16 protein-coding genes and 1 tRNA gene are annotated in these 15,779 nt (G+C 71.1%); 10 read left to right on the top strand and 7 right to left on the bottom strand.

Annotation, left to right across the window (positions count from 1 at the left end):
- Positions 1 to 2: 2 nt before the first annotated feature.
- Positions 3 to 938, bottom strand: coding sequence for a bifunctional Delta(1)-pyrroline-2-carboxylate/Delta(1)-piperideine-2-carboxylate reductase (lhpI, locus tag EAH89_RS22035; RefSeq protein ID WP_140885866.1), 936 nt, complete (start codon positions 936 to 938; stop codon positions 3 to 5).
- Positions 939 to 1,182: 244 nt separating this feature from the next.
- On the opposite strand from lhpI, the gene EAH89_RS22040 reads away from it, so the two are divergent.
- From EAH89_RS22040 to EAH89_RS22065, 6 genes are all read left to right on the top strand, one after another.
- Positions 1,183 to 2,244: an amino acid ABC transporter substrate-binding protein gene (locus tag EAH89_RS22040; protein WP_241667146.1), complete on the top strand. Its 1,062-nt coding sequence runs from the start codon at positions 1,183 to 1,185 to the stop codon at positions 2,242 to 2,244.
- Between the two features lie 80 nt (positions 2,245 to 2,324).
- Positions 2,325 to 3,527: an amino acid ABC transporter permease gene (locus EAH89_RS22045; protein WP_140885868.1), complete on the top strand. Its 1,203-nt coding sequence runs from the start codon at positions 2,325 to 2,327 to the stop codon at positions 3,525 to 3,527.
- Between the two features lie 13 nt (positions 3,528 to 3,540).
- A complete protein-coding gene (locus tag EAH89_RS22050; protein WP_140885869.1) occupies positions 3,541 to 4,683 on the top strand; it encodes an amino acid ABC transporter permease in 1,143 nt (380 codons plus the stop codon).
- Positions 4,684 to 4,714: 31 nt separating this feature from the next.
- Positions 4,715 to 5,506 carry an amino acid ABC transporter ATP-binding protein gene (locus EAH89_RS22055; RefSeq protein ID WP_140885870.1) on the top strand — a complete coding sequence of 264 codons (792 nt, stop codon included), beginning with the start codon at positions 4,715 to 4,717 and terminating at the stop codon, positions 5,504 to 5,506.
- A gap of 101 nt (positions 5,507 to 5,607) precedes the next feature.
- Entirely contained in the window at positions 5,608 to 7,503 is a 1,896-nt protein-coding gene (locus EAH89_RS22060; RefSeq protein WP_408906314.1) for a potassium transporter Kup, read from the top strand.
- 28 nt (positions 7,504 to 7,531) lie between these two features.
- Positions 7,532 to 7,897 carry a hypothetical protein gene (locus EAH89_RS22065; RefSeq protein WP_140885871.1) on the top strand — a complete coding sequence of 122 codons (366 nt, stop codon included), beginning with the start codon at positions 7,532 to 7,534 and terminating at the stop codon, positions 7,895 to 7,897.
- Positions 7,898 to 8,203: 306 nt separating this feature from the next.
- Here the strand turns inward: EAH89_RS22065 and EAH89_RS22070 are convergent.
- Positions 8,204 to 8,279 (bottom strand) — tRNA-Ala (locus EAH89_RS22070).
- 135 nt (positions 8,280 to 8,414) lie between these two features.
- Between EAH89_RS22070 and EAH89_RS22075 the strand changes: the two genes are divergently transcribed.
- Positions 8,415 to 9,170 (top strand): CoA transferase subunit A, encoded by a 756-nt coding sequence (locus EAH89_RS22075; protein WP_140885872.1) that lies wholly within the window; start codon positions 8,415 to 8,417, stop codon positions 9,168 to 9,170.
- Positions 9,171 to 9,183: 13 nt separating this feature from the next.
- The gene (locus tag EAH89_RS22080) at positions 9,184 to 9,831 is read left to right on the top strand and encodes a CoA transferase subunit B (RefSeq protein WP_140885873.1); all 648 of its coding nucleotides are present in this window, start codon (positions 9,184 to 9,186) and stop codon (positions 9,829 to 9,831) included.
- A 13-nt stretch (positions 9,832 to 9,844) separates the two neighbouring features.
- Here the strand turns inward: EAH89_RS22080 and EAH89_RS22085 are convergent, their stop codons facing one another.
- The 5 genes from EAH89_RS22085 to EAH89_RS22105 all read right to left on the bottom strand — a co-directional run bounded on the left by EAH89_RS22085 (position 9,845) and on the right by EAH89_RS22105 (position 14,228).
- Positions 9,845 to 10,348, bottom strand: a complete 504-nt coding sequence (locus EAH89_RS22085; protein ID WP_140885874.1) for a hypothetical protein — start codon at positions 10,346 to 10,348, stop codon at positions 9,845 to 9,847.
- A 107-nt stretch (positions 10,349 to 10,455) separates the two neighbouring features.
- Positions 10,456 to 11,277, bottom strand: coding sequence for an undecaprenyl-diphosphate phosphatase (locus EAH89_RS22090; protein WP_140885875.1), 822 nt, complete (start codon positions 11,275 to 11,277; stop codon positions 10,456 to 10,458).
- 82 nt (positions 11,278 to 11,359) lie between these two features.
- Entirely contained in the window at positions 11,360 to 12,463 is a 1,104-nt protein-coding gene (locus EAH89_RS22095; protein ID WP_140885876.1) for a TRAP transporter substrate-binding protein, read from the bottom strand.
- A 97-nt stretch (positions 12,464 to 12,560) separates the two neighbouring features.
- Positions 12,561 to 13,427, bottom strand: coding sequence for a prephenate dehydratase (locus EAH89_RS22100; protein ID WP_140885877.1), 867 nt, complete (start codon positions 13,425 to 13,427; stop codon positions 12,561 to 12,563).
- Positions 13,428 to 13,463: 36 nt separating this feature from the next.
- A complete protein-coding gene (locus tag EAH89_RS22105; protein WP_140885878.1) occupies positions 13,464 to 14,228 on the bottom strand; it encodes a 3-deoxy-manno-octulosonate cytidylyltransferase in 765 nt (254 codons plus the stop codon).
- Positions 14,229 to 14,417: 189 nt separating this feature from the next.
- On the opposite strand from EAH89_RS22105, the gene EAH89_RS22110 reads away from it, so the two are divergent.
- Both EAH89_RS22110 and EAH89_RS22115 read left to right on the top strand, forming a co-directional pair.
- Positions 14,418 to 14,948, top strand: a complete 531-nt coding sequence (locus tag EAH89_RS22110) for a c-type cytochrome (RefSeq protein WP_140885879.1) — start codon at positions 14,418 to 14,420, stop codon at positions 14,946 to 14,948.
- Between the two features lie 13 nt (positions 14,949 to 14,961).
- Positions 14,962 to 15,747 (top strand): inositol monophosphatase family protein, encoded by a 786-nt coding sequence (locus tag EAH89_RS22115; RefSeq protein ID WP_140885880.1) that lies wholly within the window; start codon positions 14,962 to 14,964, stop codon positions 15,745 to 15,747.
- Positions 15,748 to 15,779 lie beyond the last annotated feature (32 nt).

Consider the following 15,779-nt stretch of genomic DNA (forward strand, 5'->3'; position numbering starts at 1 on the left):
GGCTATTCCCGGCCCTCGCCGGCGCGCGCGCCCTCGTAGGCGAGGATGGCGGCGGCGAGGTCCTCCCCGGCCCAGCCGACCGACTTGAACACGGTCACCTCGGCCGCGTCCCGCCGGCCCGGGTGCCCGCCGCGGAGGAGGTCGCTCATCTCCGCCGCGACGTGGCCGGGACCGAAGGCGCCCTCGGCGATGGCCTGGACGACGTCGCCGGCCTCGGCCAGGGCGCCCGCGCGGGTGTCGACGACGAGGGTGGCGCGGGCCAGGAGGGCGGCGTCGGACTCCCGCATGTCCGCGCGGAAGGCGCCGACGAGGTCCACGTGCGTGCCGGGCCGGACGGCCTCCCCGCGCAGGAGCGGCTCCCGCGAAAGGGTGGCCGCCGAGACGATGTCAGCCCCGGCGGGGTCCGGGTCGGTGGTCGCCTCGGCCGGGTGCCCTTCGGCGCGAAGGCGAGCGGCCAGGCGCGCGGCCCGGGCCGGGTCGCGCGACCAGATGGCAATGCGCTCGATCGGGAAGGCGGAGGGATAGGCCGAGCCCAGCGCGTGGGCCACCTTGCCGCTGCCGAGCAGCAGCAGGCGGCGGCTGTCAGGCCGGGCGAGGTGCCGGGCCGCGAGGACGCTGGCCGCGGCGGTGCGCCGGTCGGTCAGCGCGCCGCCGTCGAGCAGGGCGAGCGGCGCCCCGGTCGCGGCGTCGGAGAGAAGGTAGGCCGCGTGGACGGCGGGGGCGTGGCCGGGCGCGACGTGCACGATCTTCACCCCGCTGTAGCGGCCGGCCTGCCAGGCCGGCATCAGCAAGAGCGTGTTGCGCTCGGCTCCTTCCGCCCAGGCGTGCGCGTGGCGCAGCGGCGCCTCGCAGCCGGTCTGGAACATGGCGCCGAGGGCATCGACCAGGGCTGCCCAGGGCAGCAGGGCTTCGACGCGGGCGTGGTCGAGATGCAGCAGGACGGCCTCCTTCCGGCAGGCGGCACAGGGCTTGCGTCGCGCCCTCCATGGCCGATCCGATCCCCGATGCCGCCATGGTGGCGTCCGCCGCCCCCGGATGGAACCCCGGGGGGCGGGATTTGCCGTGCGCCCGGCGGGACGCTAAGGGCGTGCTCCGCGGTCCGCGCAATCCCGCGTTGATCGAGGCACATCCCTGGCGCAGCATGCCGCCAGGGCTGGCCCCATGAGCTTCAGGGAGATAGAGATGACTTTGCAGCCCTTGCGGCGCGCAACGATCGGGGTTCTCGGTGCCGTCGCGATGACGGCCCTCGGCGTCCTGCCGGCCGCGGCCCAGGCGCCCGCCCCGGCTCCCGCCGGTGCGTCGATCCTGGACGCGATCAAGGCGCGCGGCACGCTTGTCTGCGGCACCAACACCGGCCTGGCGGGCTTCGCCCAGCCGGACAGCCAGGGCGTGTGGCGCGGCTTCGACGTCGAGTACTGCCGCGCCCTTGCCGCGGCGATCTTCAACGACCCGAACAAGGTCCGCTACGTCCCCACCACCGCGCAGAGCCGCTTCACGGCGCTGCAGTCGGGCGAGGTGGACATCCTCGCGCGCAACACCACGTGGACGCTCTCGCGCGATACGAGCCTGGGGCTCGACTTCGCCGCGGTGAACTTCTTCGATGGGCAGGGCTTCATGGTGAAGGCCTCGGCCGGCGTGAAGACGGCGAAGGAGCTGAGCGGCGCGACCATCTGCGTCCAGCCCGGCACGACCACCGAGCAGAACCTGACGGACTGGGCGCGGGCGAACAACGTCCAGTTCACCCCCGTCGTGATCGAGCGCCTCGAGGAGCTCGTCAGCGCCTACGCCTCGAACCGCTGCGACGCCTTTACGACGGACGTCTCCGGCCTGGCCGCTACGCGCGCCAGCCAGCCGAACCCCGCCGAGCACCTCATCCTGCCCGACGTGATCTCCAAGGAGCCGCTCGGCCCGCTGATCCGCCACGGCGACCAGCGCCTCGTCGACCTCGTGCGCTGGACCCACTACGCGCTCGTCGCGGCGGAGGAGCTGGGCGTCAACCAGGCCAACGTCGCGCAGATGGCGGCCAGCGACACCCGGCCGGAGGTGCAGCGCATGCTCGGCAAGAACGGCGGGCTCGGGCAGATGCTCGGCGTGTCGAACGACTGGGTGGTGAACGTCATCAAGGCGACGGGGAACTACGGCGAGATCTTCGCCCGCCACCTGCAGCCGATCGGCATCCAGCGCGGCCCGAACGCCCTCTGGACCACGCCGGGCGGCCAGCAATACGCGATGCCCTTCCGCTGATCCCGACGCCGGGAGGCGCCCCTGCCGGGGGCGCCTCCCGGACCCCCTGCGCGCTACCTTAGAGCAGACGAGGCCCCTGGATGTCGCAGAGCGCCACCGACCCGCGGCAGTTCCGCGCCCCCCCGAAGAAACCGCTGCGCCTGTCCTGGGCGGACGAACGGGTGCGCGCCATCTTCTGGCAGGTGCTCATCGTCGGCATCGTGATCGCGGTCGTCTGGTGGCTGGTGCGGAACACGCAGCACAACCTGGAGGTGCGGCGGATCGCGACGGGCTTCGGCTTCCTCAACCGCGAGGCCGGGCTGCCGATCGGCGAGGCGCTGATCGAGTACACCCCCGCCAGCACCTATTTCCGCGCCCTCACGGTGGGCGTGCTGAACACGCTGAAGGTGGCCGTGGTCGGGATCATCCTGGCCACCATCCTCGGCACCCTCGTCGGCATCGCGCGGCTCTCGAAGAACTGGCTGCTGGCGAAGGTCGCGGCCGTCTACGTCGAGGTGATCCGCGACATCCCGCTGCTGCTGCAGCTCCTGTTCTGGTACACCCTGCTGCAGGGCCTGCCCGGGCCGCGCCAGGCGCTGAACCCGGTGACGGGCGTGTTCCTCTCCAACCGCGGGCTCAAGCTGCCCTTCCTCGACTGGGAGGTCGGGCATAGCTGGGGGCTGATGGCCTTCGTCGTGGGCTGCTGCGGCCTCTATCTTTTCGCGAAGGCGATGCGGCGCCGCCAGATGCAGGACGGCCAGCCGCGCCCGATCTGGCCGGCGGCGATCGGCTTCCTGATCGGCCTGCCGGCCCTGGCCTGGTGGCTGGGCGGCGCGCCCGTGGGCATCGAGTGGCCGGCGCTGCGCGGCTTCAACTTCCAGGGCGGCATGAGCGTCAGCCCGGAATACTTCGCGCTCCTCGTCGGCCTGACCACCTACACCGCCGGCTTCATCGCCGAGATCGTGCGCGCCGGCATCTTGGCCGTGGCCCAGGGGCAGTGGGAGGCGGCGCAGGCGCTCGGCCTCCGGCCCGGCGTGGTGCTGCGCCAGATCGTCCTGCCCCAGGCGCTGCGCGTGATCGTGCCGCCGATGACGAGCCAGTTCCTGAACCTGACGAAGAACTCCTCGCTCGCGGTCGCGATCGGCTACCAGGACATCGTGAGCATCGCCAACACGACGCTGAACCAGACGGGGCAGGCGATCGAGGGCATCGCCATCATCATGCTCGTCTACCTCACGATCTCGCTGTCGATCAGCCTTTTCATGAACTGGTACAATTCCCGCATCGCGCTGGTCGAGCGCTGAGGAGGGCACGGGCATGAGCGACATCTCCCTCGGAAGCTCGGTGGCCGGCGTGCCGGAGGCGGCGCCGCGCCAGCCGCCGGCGCTGACCACCGGGCCGGCCGCCTGGATGCGGGCGAACCTCTTCTCCTCCTGGCTGAACACCGCGGTCACGCTGGTGATGGCCTACTTCATCATCCGCTGGGCGCTCGGCTTCATCGACTGGGCCTTCGTCAACGCGATCTGGTCGGTGCCGAACAACCAGACCCAGGCCTGCCGGGCGCTCAAGGGTTCCGACCATCCCGGGGCCTGCTGGGCGGTGATCACGGAGAAGCACCGCTTCATCCTCTTCGGGACCTATCCCTTCGAGCAGCACTGGCGCCCGGCCATCGTCTGCGTGCTCTTCACCGCGCTCTTCATCGTCTCGGCGCTGCGCCGCTTCTGGCGGTGGGAGCTCGCGATCGTCTGGGCGGTCACGCTCGTCGCGATCGGCGTGCTGATGTGGGGCGGCGTGCTCGGGCTCGAGTACGTGCCGCAGGAGCGCTGGGGGGGGCTGCCCATCACGCTCATCCTCGCGACCTTCGGCCTCGCCTTCGCCTTCCCGCTGGCCATCCTCGTCGCGCTCGGGCGCCGTTCCTCGATGCCAGCGATCCGGGTGCTCTGCATCGCCTATGTCGAGATCATCCGCGGCGTGCCGCTCATCAGCCTTCTCTTCATGGCCAGCGTCATGTTCCCCCTCTTCCTTCCCGAGGGGATCAACATCGACAAGCTGCTGCGCGCCCAGGTGGCCGTGATCCTCTTCGCCGGCGCCTACCTCGCCGAGGTGGTCCGCGGCGGGCTGCAGGCGCTGCCCAAGGGCCAGTACGAGGCGGCCGACGCGCTCGGCCTCTCCTACTGGCACAAGACCGGCTTCATCATCCTGCCCCAGGCGCTGCGTCTGGTGATCCCGCCGCTGGTGAACACCTTCATCGGCTTCTTCAAGGACACGTCGCTGGTGCTGATCATCGGCATCTTCGACCTGCTGACCGCGGGCAAGACGGCCATCGTGGAGCCCGCCTGGCAGGGCTTCGGGGTCGAGGTCTACATCGCCATCTCGCTTGTCTACTTCATCTACTGCTTCGCCATGTCCCGCTACAGCCAGAACCTGGAGGCGGAGCTGAACCGCCACCGCGTCCGCTGACCCCGCCCCCGCAGGATTGAAGGACCACGCCATGAGCGCCGCCCTCGCCGAAGGCCACATCGCCTCCGCCGTCCGTGCCGACGGCCCGCCGGCCATCCAGCTCGACAAGGTCAACAAGTGGTACGGCTCGATGCACGTGCTGCGCGACATCTCGCTCCAGGTCGCGACCGGGGAGCGGGTGGTGGTCTGCGGGCCCTCGGGCTCGGGCAAGTCCACGATGATCCGCTGCATCAACCGGCTCGAGCAGCACCAGGAGGGCCGCATCCTCGTCGACGGCACGGAACTGACCGACGACGTCCGCTCGCTCGACGCGATCCGGCGCGAGGTCGGGATGGTGTTCCAGTCCTTCAACCTCTTCCCGCACCTCACCATCCTCGAGAACTGCACCCTGGCCCCGATCTGGGTGCGGCGCATGCCCAAGAAGGACGCCGAGGAGCTGGCCATGGAGTACCTGCGCCGGGTGAAGATCCCGGAGCAGGCGAAGAAGTACCCGGGGCAGCTCTCGGGCGGGCAGCAGCAGCGCGTGGCCATCGCGCGCGCCCTCTGCATGAAGCCCAAGATCATGCTCTTCGACGAGCCGACCTCGGCGCTCGACCCCGAGATGATCAAGGAGGTGCTGGACACCATGGTCGGCCTCGCCGAGGACGGCATGACCATGGTGGTGGTGACCCACGAGATGGGCTTTGCCCAGCAGGTGGCCGACCGCGTGGTCTTCATGGACCGGGGCGAGGTGGTCGAGCAGGGGCCGCCGGAGCAGGTGTTCAACCGCCCCTCGACGGACCGGCTGAAGCTCTTCCTCTCCCAGATCCTGCGGGGCCACTGACGGCAAGGGGGCGCGGGCGCCGCGGGGGTGGCTGAAACCCTGGGGCAGGGCCAGGGTTGCAGGCTCCTGGGCGGCGGCCCTATGCCGCCGCTGACAAACCATTGCAGGCAACCGACGTGACATCAGAGGCCAATCGCGGCCAACGGCAGCCGATCACCGCGGCCGCCCTGCTGGGCGTTCTCGGGATCGTCTACGGCGACATCGGCACGAGCCCGCTCTACGCCATGCGGGCGGCCCTGCTGCACTTCTCCTCCGACGGGCTGGAGCGCTGGGAGATCCTCGGCGTCCTGAGCCTCATCATCTGGTCGCTGATCATCGTCGTGACCGTGAAGTATGTCTGGCTCGTCACCCGCGCGGACAACAAGGGGGAGGGGGGCATCCTCGCCCTCATGGCGCTCGCCCAGCGCGCCGCGCAGACGCCGAACGGGCGGTGGTGGATCGCCATCGTCGGGATCGCGGGCGCCGCGCTCTTCTTCGGCGACGGGACGATCACCCCGGCGATCTCCGTGCTCTCGGCGATGGAGGGACTGAAGGTCATCTCGCCGGCCTTCGAGGGCGCGGTGGTTCCCCTCTCGCTCGCGGTCCTGCTGGCCCTGTTCCTCTTCCAGTACCGCGGCACGGGCAGCATGGGCGCCATCTTCGGGCCCATCACCGTCGTCTGGTTCGGGATGATCGGCCTGCTCGGGCTGATCGAGGTGGTGCGGGAGCCGGAGGTGCTGCTCGCCCTCTCGCCGCACTACGCCGTCAACTTCTGCATCGCCTACCATCTGGCGGCCTTCATCGCGCTCGGTTCGGTGGTGCTCGCCGTGACGGGGGCGGAGGCGCTCTACGCCGACATGGGGCATTTCGGGCGGCGGCCGATCCAGGTGGCCTGGCTCGCCTTCGTGCTGCCGGCCCTTGCCCTGAACTACCTCGGCCAGGGCGCGCTGCTGCTGCAGGACCGCGCGGCGCTCGAGAACCCGTTCTACCTGCTCGCGCCGGAGTGGCTGCGGCTGCCCCTGGTGATCATCGCGACGGCCGCCACCATCATCGCGAGCCAGGCGATGATCTCGGGCGCCTACTCCATCGCGCGGCAATGCGTGCAGCTCGGCTTCATGCCGCGCCTCGTGGTGCGGCACACGAGCGAGACGGAGGAGGGGCAGATCTACATGCCCCAGGTGAACTTCGCGCTCCTGATCGGCGTCATCGTGCTCGTCGTCGCCTTCCGCAACTCGGACAGCCTGGCGGCGGCCTACGGCCTCGCGGTGACGGGAACCTTCGTCGCAACCTCCATTCTGGCGGGGCTGGTGTTCCGCCGGACCTTCGGCTGGGCGCTGCCGCTGGTCATCGCGGTGTTCACCCCGCTCTTCCTGCTCGACCTCGCCTTCTTCCTCTCCAACGTGCTCAAGATCCCCGATGGGGGATGGGTGCCGCTGGTGCTCGGCGGGGTCATCTTTGTGATGATGGTCACCTGGAATCGCGGGCGCGACCTCCTCTTCAGCCGCTTCCGCCAGGACAGCCTGCCGCTGAAGTCCTTCCTGGCGCGCCTTCCGCAGTCCCGCACCACGCGGGTGCCGGGAATCGCGGTGTTCATGACCAGCCAGGCCGACTACGTGCCGAGCGCGCTGCTGCACAACCTGAAGCACAACAAGGTCCTGCACGAGCGGGTTCTCTTTGTGACCGTCTCGGTCGAGGACGTGCCGCAGGTGAGAAACCGCCGCCACGTCGAGGAGCTGGCGCCGGGCATCCACCGCATCTCGCTGTGCTACGGCTTCCAGGAAAGTCCCAACATCCCCAAGGAGTTGGAGAGCCTGCGGGAAGTCGGCGTGAACTACGACCCCATGCAGGCTTCCTACTTCCTCGGGCGGGAAACGGTGGTGGCCTCGGCCATTCCGAAGATGGCACGTTGGCAACAGTGGCTCTTCGGCATCATGTCCCGCAACTCGGTTCCCGCGACCGAGTTTTTCCGTATCCCGAGCGACCGCGTGGTCGAATTGGGAGTACGCGTGGCCATCTAGCCGGCCGTCACGGCCAGGGAGGTTTACAATGCCGCTCGTCGTCCTTTCGCCGAGCGGCGGGACGGGCCTGCCGGAGGGAAGCCCCCAGTACCGCTACGAGGTGCGTCTCTCGCTGGACGCCCAGGGCTACCCGGACCCGAAGGCTTGGTACGCCGATTCCAAGCCCTGGCCTGCGCGCCGCTTCTGGCCCAACCAGGGGCTGATGGACGGCGACGTGATCTACGACGAGGATTCCGGCTGGGCGCTTCGCTTCTTCCGGCGCGACGACAGCCCGGTGGACGCGCCGATCCAGGCCGTGATCCGCGGCAGCGTGCCCTGCCGCCCCGGGGAGAACGTGACGATCACCGAGCCGGACGGGCGGGACTATGCCTGGCGGATCGTGGGCGTCGACTAGGAGGGGAGCGGAGAGGGCGCGGCGCCGGCTGGAAGCCCAGGCCTTCGCCCTTCTCTTGTGCGTGTAAGCCGCCCGTGGGGAGCGACCTTCCCGCCAGCGGCACTGCGGCGCGCCTGGACCCTGTGATAGGGTGCGGTGCAGCCTTCTTCGATCTTGACGCCGACGCGTCGCGGCTTGGCGGGTACCGTCGGGATTTCGCGGCGGCGGCGTTGGCCCTTGTCTCGGCCTCCCGCGCTCCACTTGGGCAAATCCCCAAACGAGGAGCGGGGCGCCCGTTTCCGAGCGCCCCGCGTCACCCCATCAAACTGGTGGAGCCAATCGGAATCGAACCGACGACCTCTTGAATGCCATTCAAGCGCTCTCCCAACTGAGCTATGGCCCCCCACCCTGGGGTGCCGCGATATAGCCGCCTCCCACGGGGCAGGCAATCCCCTCCGTCACCTTTCTCGCCCCCCTTTCTCCGCTGCGGCCGGGCGGCTAGGTTCCGGGCGCAACGACGCCTGGAGGAAGACGCCTGATGAGCCGGAAACTCTATCCCGACGCGCGGGCGGCCCTCGAGGGCGTTCTGCACGACGGCATGCTCATCCATTCCGGCGGCTTCGGCCTTTGCGGCATCCCGGGCCTGTTGATCGAGGCCATCCGCGACAGCGGCGTGAAGAACCTTACCTGCGTCTCGAACAACGCGGGCGTGGACGACGCGGGCCTTGGGCTCCTGCTCAAGACCCGGCAGATCCGGAAGATGATCGCCTCCTATGTCGGCGAGAACGCCGAGTTCGCCCGGCAGTACCTCGCGGGCGAGCTGGAGATCGAGTTCAACCCGCAGGGAACGCTGGCCGAGCGCATCCGCGCGGGCGGCGCCGGCATCCCCGCCTTCTTCACCCGCACCGGCGTCGGCACGGCCGTGGCCGAGGGCAAGCCGACCCAGGAGTTCGACGGGGTCACCTACGTGATGGAGCGGGGCATCATGGCGGACCTCGCCATCGTCCACGCCTGGAAGGCGGACCCCGAGGGCAACCTCGTCTTCCGCAAGACCGCGCGGAACTTCAACCCGATGATGGCCACGGCCGCCCGGATGACGGTGGTCGAGGTGGAGGAGATGGTCGGGCAGGGCGAGCTGGATCCGGACCACATCCACACGCCCGGCATCTACGTGAAGCGCATGATCGTCGTGCCCCCCGGCACGGCCAAGCGGATCGAGCAGCGCACGACCCGCAAGCGCGCCGAGCCCGCCGTGCCGGCCGGCGCCGGCACCGATCCCCTTCCGACCCGCTGAGGAGCGCCCGCCCATGGCCTGGACCCGCGACGAGATGGCCGCCCGCGCCGCGCGCGAGCTGGAGGACGGCTTCTACGTGAACCTGGGGATCGGCATCCCGACCCTGGTCGCGAACCACATCCCGGACGGCGTCTCCGTCCAGCTGCAGAGCGAGAACGGCATGCTGGGCATCGGCCCCTTCCCCTACGAGGGGGAGGAGGACGCGGACCTCATCAACGCCGGCAAGCAGACGGTCTCCGAGCTGCCGACCACGAGCTTCTTCTCCTCGGCGGACAGCTTCGCGATGATCCGGGGCGGGCACATCGACCTGTCCATCCTCGGCGCGCTGCAGGTGGCCCAGAACGGCGACCTCGCGAACTGGATGATCCCAGGCAAGATGGTGAAGGGCATGGGCGGCGCCATGGACCTCGTGGCCGGGGTGAAGCGGGTGGTGGTGCTGATGGAGCACACGGCCGGCGGCAAGCCGAAGCTGCTGCGCGCCTGCAACCTGCCGCTGACCGGCCAGGGCGTCGTGGACATGGTCGTGACGGAGCTCTGCGTCATGGCGATCGACAAGGAGGCCGGCCGCATGCGCCTGATCGAGCTCGCGCCCGGCGTCACCGAGGAGGAGGTCCGCTCCAAGACCGAGGCCGAGTACGAGGTGGCGCTGCAGGCCGCCTGACGCGGCGGCCCGCCTAGCGGGGTGAGCGGTAGCGGATCTGCCGCTCCAGCTCGCGGATTCGGTGGTCATGCGCGGCGAGCTCGCGGACAAGCGCCCTCTCGCGGCTCCGCGGGGCCTGCGCGACCGGCATGGCAAGGGGGCGCCGCCCTGTAGGGTGACGGCGCGCGGCCCGGCGGGCCGGCGGCGCGTCCGCCCTGGGCAGGGCCGCGCCGGAAACGACGGGCATTCCCACCTCGACCGTGCCGCTCGGCACCAGGGCCATCGGCGGCAGGTCCGGCACGGCGCGCTCCCGGCGGCCGGTGGCCTCGATCGGGGGCGGGTCCAGGCGCTCGAACTGCCGGAGGCTGGAACGAAGGCTGTCGCCGCCTGGGCCGGATTCGGCGGGCCAGCCCTGGGCTGCCGCGGGCAGGGACAGCCCAAGCAGGAGGAGGGCAAGAAGGCCCGGGGCGAGACGGTGCGAAGCGGAAGGCGCCCTGCGGCTGGGGCGCCGGTCCCGTCTTTCGCGTGGATCGAACATGGCTCACCCCCTCGCCGAAGGGGCACACCGTTACGTGATCGGCGTCTCCGCCGGAAGGTGTCGCGCCGCGCCCGACCGGCCGCGGCCCCTGTTTTCGCGGCGCCTTGCTAGGAGGACACAGCCCCGCGCAGGGAGAGCCAAGCGATGATCACGACGCCGAGGACGATCCGGTACCAGCCGAAGGGCGTGAAGCCGATGCGGGAGATGGAGGCGAGCACGGTCCGCACCACGACGAGGGCGACGACGAAGGCGACCGCGAAACCCACGCCGATCTGCCCGAGGCCGGAGAGGTCGAGGTCGTGCCGGGCCTTCCAGAGGCTGTAGACGGTCGCGGCCAGCATGGTGGGGATGGCCAGCAGGAAGGAGAACTCGGCGGCCGCGCGGCGCTCCACGCCGAGCAGCAGCGCCGCGATGATGGTCGCGCCGGAGCGGCTGGTGCCGGGGACCATCGCGAGCACCTGGCCGAAGCCGATCAGCAGCGCCGCCACCGGCCCGATCTCGGGGATGGAGGTGATCGTGGGCGTGTGGCGCTTGCGCTCGATCAGGATGATGGCGACGCCGCCCAGGATGAGCGCCACGGCGACCACCCAAGGGTTGAACAGCAGCCGGTTGATCGGGCCGTGTAGGAGCGCGCCGATGAAGAGGGCGGGCAGGAAGGCGAGGAGGATGTTCGTGGCCGCGTAACGCTCGACCGTCCCCGGGCGCCACATGCCGCCGGCGATGCGCCAGAGGTCGTCCCAGTAGACGACGACGACCGCGAGGATGGCGCCGAGCTGGATCGCGATCTCGAAGACGTTGCCGGGCGGTCCCTGGAAGCCGATCAGCTCCCGCAGGAGGATCAGGTGGCCGGTGGAGGAGATGGGCAGGAACTCGGTGAGCCCCTCCACGGCGCCCATCAGGAGGGCGGACAGAAAACCAGCGATGTCCATGGGGGTCCGTCAGGGCAGGGGGCGGAACAGGAGGGGGCGGGACCCCTCGGCCCCGCCCCCTTCCCTTAGACGCTGGGCGGGGTCAGCGCACCGTCTGGGAGGCGGTGAAGGCGAAGTTATCGAATGAATTCTCGCTCACGCGGTGCCAGGTGTAGACGTCGTCGCGGAAGCGGCGGTGGCTCTCCAGGATCTTCTTGAAGCGCTCGTTCTTGCCGGCAAGCTCGTCCAGCACCTCGTTGTTGGCGCGCCAGGCGGCCTCCAGGATTGGGCGCGACCAGAAGCGGAGCTGCGCGCCGCTCGCCACCAGCCGGCGGAGCGCCAGCGGGTTCGCGACGTCGTACTTCGCCACCATCTCGGCGTCGGCCTCGGCGGTCGCGACGGCGATCGCGGCCTTGTAGTTGGCCGGCAGGGCGTCGTAGGCGCGCTGGTTGGCGATGAAGTGCAGCCGCGCGCCCGGCTCCCAGAAGCCCGGGGCGTAGTAGTTCGGCGCCACGCGGGCGAAGCCGAGCTTCTCGTCGTCGTGCGGGCCGACGAACTCCGCCGCGTCGATCGTGCCGCGCTCGAGCGAGGAGTAGATGTCGGAGGCGGGCACGACGGAGGGGGTTGCGCCCAGGCGCTGGAAGACCTGGCCGGCGAGGCCGGTGATGCGGAACTTCAGGCCCTTGATGTCGTCGACGGTGCGGATCTCGCGCCGGAACCAGCCGCCCATCTGCGCGCCCGTGTCGCCGCAGGGGAAGGCGATCGCGTTGTAGTCGCGCATCATCTCGTTCATCAGCTCCTGGCCGCCGCCGTAGCGGAGCCAGGCCGTGTTCTGGCGGGCGTTCAGGCCGAAGGGCACGGCCGTGAAGAAGGCCAGGGCCGGGTCCTTGCCGATGTAGTAGTAGGACGCGGTGTGGGCGCACTCGATGCTGCCGGACTGCACGGCGTCGAGCGCCGAGAGGGCCGGGGCGATCTCGCCGCCGGGGAAGGCGGTGATGCGGAACTTGCCCTCGGTCAGCTCGCCCACGCGCTTGGCGACGGCCTCCGCGGTGCCGAAGAGGATGTCGGTGCTGCGCGGGAAGGAGGAGGTGAGGCGCCAGCGCACCTCGGGGTTGGACTGGGCGAGGGCCGGGGCGGCGAGGGCAACGGGCAGGGCGGCGGCCGGGGCCGCCGTCAGCAGGGCGCGGCGGTTCACGCGGGAGGTCATGCGGGGACGTTCCTTTCCCAGGACGAATTGATTGGGGGACTGCTTACGGCATGGCCGGGCGGGGCGAAAGCCGGGATCGCCGCCCGGGGCCGCCTGGCTACTCCGCGGCCTCGGCCTGCTCGTGCCGGTAGGGATGGGCGGGGTAGCAGCCGAGGACGTGCACCTCGCGCGAGAAGAAGCGCAGCTCCTCCAGCGCGCGGCGCAGCGGCGGCTGGTCGGGGTGGCCGTCCACGTCGCAGAGGAACTGCACGGCGGTGAAGCGCCCGTCCAGCATGTAGGATTCGAGCTTGGTCATGTTCACGCCGTTGGTCGCGAAGCCGCCGAGCGCCTTGTAGAGGGCGGCGGGGACGGAGCGGACGCGGAAGACGAAGGTGGTGACGCTGTCGGGCGCCGCGACCGGGGGTTGAGTGGGCTCCCGCGACATCACGTAGAAGCGCGTCGTGTTGTGCGCCTCGTCCTCCACGTTCCGGCGGAGCACCTGCAGCCCGTAAATCTCGCCGGCGAGGGAGGAGGCGATGGCCGCGTCCTCCACCCCGCCGCGCTCGGCGACGAGGTGGGCGGCGCCGGCGGTGTCGGCCTCGATCACCGCCTGCCAGCCCCTGTCGCGCAGGAGGTTCAGCACCTGGCCGAGGGCGACCGGGTGGGAATGGGCGCGGCGGATGGTCTCGAGCGTGGCGCCGGCGGGGGCGAGGACGCAGTGCTCCACCCGCTCGTAGTGCTCGCCCACCACATGCAGGCCGGAATCGGGGAGCAGGCGGTGGATGTCCGGCACGCGGCCCGCGAGGGAGTTCTCGCAGGGCAGCATGGCGAGCTCCGCCCGCCCCTCCCGCACCGCCGCCATGGCCGCCTCGAAGGAGGGGCAGGGCAGGGTGGTCCAGCCGGGATAGGCGGCGCGGCAGGCCAGGTCCGAGTAGGCGCCGGGCAGGCCCTGGAAGGCGATGGTTCGGGTCGGGCTCTGGGTCAAGGATCGTCCCTCTGGCGCTTATCGTTGGTCGCTGTGCTACGCGGTCAGGCCGGGGCGCTGCGCCGGCAGCCCGGGGTGGAGGACGGCGCGGGCGCGGGCGAGGTCGGCCGGCGTGTCCACGCCGAAGGGGGCGTGGTCCACCCGGGCGACCGCGATGCGCATCCCCGCCTCGAGCGCCCGGAGTTGCTCCAGCTTCTCGCGGTTCTCCAGGGGGCTGGCCGGCAGGGCGACGAAGCGGGCCAGCGCCGCCCGGCGGAAGGCGTAGAGGCCGATATGGTGCCAGAGCGGCCCCTCGCCGAAGGGGATGCAGCCCCGGGAGAAGTAGAGGGCGGGCGCCACGCTGCCGCCGGGCGGGAAGGCGCAGGCGCATTTCACCACGCTCGGCGCCGCCGCCTCCTCGGCGCTGACGACGGGGGCGACGAGGGTCGCGATGTCCACCGCGGGGTCGGCGAGCGGGGTGAGGACGGCGCGGAGCAGGGCGGGGGGGAGGGCCGGGAGGTCGCCCTGGAGGTTCACCACCACGTCATGGGCGCCGGCGGGGTCGATCAGGGCCAGGGCGCGCTCGATCCGGTCGGTGCCGGAGGGCAGGTCCTCGGCCACCAGGACGGCCGTGCCGCCGGCCGCGCGGATCGCCGATTCGATCTCGGGGGCGTCGCAGGCGACCGCCACGGGGCCGATCCCGGCGGCGCGGGCGGCCTCCAGGACGTGCACGATCATGGGCCGGCGGTGGATGTCGGCCATCGGCTTGCCCGGCAGGCGGGTGGAGGCCATGCGGGCCGGGATCAGAATGATCGGGTTCAAGGCTGGCCCTTCGCGGCGGCGACCCTATCTCTGCTTCAATCCCGGGACATCCCGCTGGACGGCCACGGGTTGTCGTGGAGACCTGGGAACATTATGGTCCGCCGGCTTCTAGCCGCGACGGCAGGGTCGCGCAAACGCGCGGGCTGGCGAGCGTCAGAATACGGCACAGCACGGGACTTGGCAGCGCGTATGAGCCTCGAAACGAACAAGGCCTTTGCGGCGGTCCTCACCGCCGGCATCACCTTCATGGTTGCGGGTCTCGTCGGCGGACTGGCCGTGAGCCCGCACCGCCTGGAGAAACCCGCGATCGCCACCGGCGAGGTCGTGGAGGCGGCCGCCCCGGCCGCGGCGCCCGCGCTCGAGCCGATCGCGCCGCTGCTGGCGAACGCGAGCCTCGAGAACGGCCGTGGCATCGCGACGCGCGTCTGCGCGGCCTGCCACAGCTTCAACGAGGGCGGGCGGAACGCGGTGGGTCCGAACCTGTACGGCGTGGTCGGCGGCCCGCACGCGCACCGCGACGACTTCAACTACTCCGCGGGCATGAAGGGCCTGCACGACAAGACCTGGGACTACGAGGCGCTGAACGCCTTCCTCAACAAGCCCGCCGCCGCCGTTCCCGGCACGCGGATGGCCTTTGCGGGGCTGAACCAGGCGCAGCAGCGGGCGGACGTGATCACCTACCTCCGCTCCCTCTCGGCGAACCCCGTCCCGCTGCCCTGAGGGCGGCCGGGCGATGGAGGCGATGGTCGCCGCGGCCGAGGCCGCGGCGGACCTGGCGGGGGCGGTCATCCGCCCCCTTTTTCGTTCCCCCCTGCTGGTCGAGGCGAAGGGCGACGCGAGCCCGGTGACCGAGGCCGACCGCGCGGCCGAGCGCGCCATCCGGGACCACCTCGCCCGCCATCACCCGGAGCACGGCGTGATCGGGGAGGAGTACGGGGCGGAGCGGCCCGAGGCCGAGTGGGTCTGGGTGCTGGACCCGATCGACGGCACCCGCGCCTTCATCACGGGCCGGCCGATGTTCGGCACCCTGATCGGCCTGTTCCACCGCGGGCGGCCGGTGCTCGGCCTTATCGACCAGCCGGCGACGGGCGAGCGCTGGCTCGGCGTCGAGGGGCGGCGCACGGCCTTCCGCGGGCCGCTCGGGGGGCAGGTGGGGTGCCGGCCCTGCCCGGGGGTCGGGGCGGCCGAGCTGTCCTGCACCAGCCCGGACATCTTCCCCGCCGGCCAGGACGCCGGCTTCCAGGCGCTGCGGCGGGCGGCGCGGCGCACGACCTGGGGCGGCGACTGCTACGCCTATGGGCTCGTGGCGCTCGGGCTGGTCGACATCGTGGTCGAGGACACGATGAAGCCCTGGGACTGGGGGGCGCTGGTGCCGGTGGTGGAAGGCGCCGGGGGGCGCGTGACCGACCACGCCGGGCGCGCGCTGACCCTCGATTCGGCCGGGGACGTGCTCGCCGTGGGCGACCCGGCGCTGCTGCCGGCCTGCGTCGCGCTGCTTTCCGTCCCCGCGGCGGGGTGAGGGGCTGTTGAGGGAAAAGGGTTTAGCCCCCA

The organism is Muricoccus nepalensis, assembly GCF_006438825.1.
Lineage (GTDB): Bacteria > Pseudomonadota > Alphaproteobacteria > Acetobacterales > Acetobacteraceae > Roseomonas > Roseomonas nepalensis.